The organism is Mycolicibacterium llatzerense (assembly GCF_000878195.1).
Lineage (GTDB): Bacteria > Actinomycetota > Actinomycetes > Mycobacteriales > Mycobacteriaceae > Mycobacterium > Mycobacterium llatzerense.
The window spans coordinates 1-393 of record NZ_JXST01000101.1 but is presented as its reverse complement, the minus strand read 5'-3'; the positions used below and the strand labels follow the sequence as shown (position 1 = coordinate 393).

Sequence of the window (393 nt, the reverse complement as noted above, 5' to 3'; positions counted from 1 at the left end):
CGGCGGAGGCGTGGGCGCGGCCACGGGCTCGGGTGCCGGAGCGGGCGCGGCCGGAGCAGGAGCGGCGGCCGGTGCTGAGCCTGCGGCGCCGATCTTGGCGAGCTCGCCGCCGATGGACACGACGTCGTCCTCGTCGGCGGTGATGGACAGCAGCACGCCGGCGATGGGTGACGGGATTTCGGTGTCGACCTTGTCGGTGGACACCTCGACCAGGGGCTCGTCGACCTCGACAGAGTCGCCGACCTTCTTGAGCCAGCGGGTGACGGTGCCTTCGGTGACCGACTCGCCGAGCGTCGGCATCATGATCGAGGTGGCGTCGGCGGCATCGGAGGCGGCCGGGGCGGGGGCCGCCGCGGGCGCCGGGGCAGCTGCTTCAGGGGCCGGGGCCGGAGC

1 protein-coding gene is annotated in these 393 nt (G+C 74.8%); it reads right to left on the bottom strand.

Features of this window, described 5'->3' with window-relative positions:
• A partial coding sequence (locus TL10_RS29355; protein WP_043988459.1) for a biotin/lipoyl-containing protein occupies positions 1-393 on the bottom strand: 393 nt, incomplete at both ends.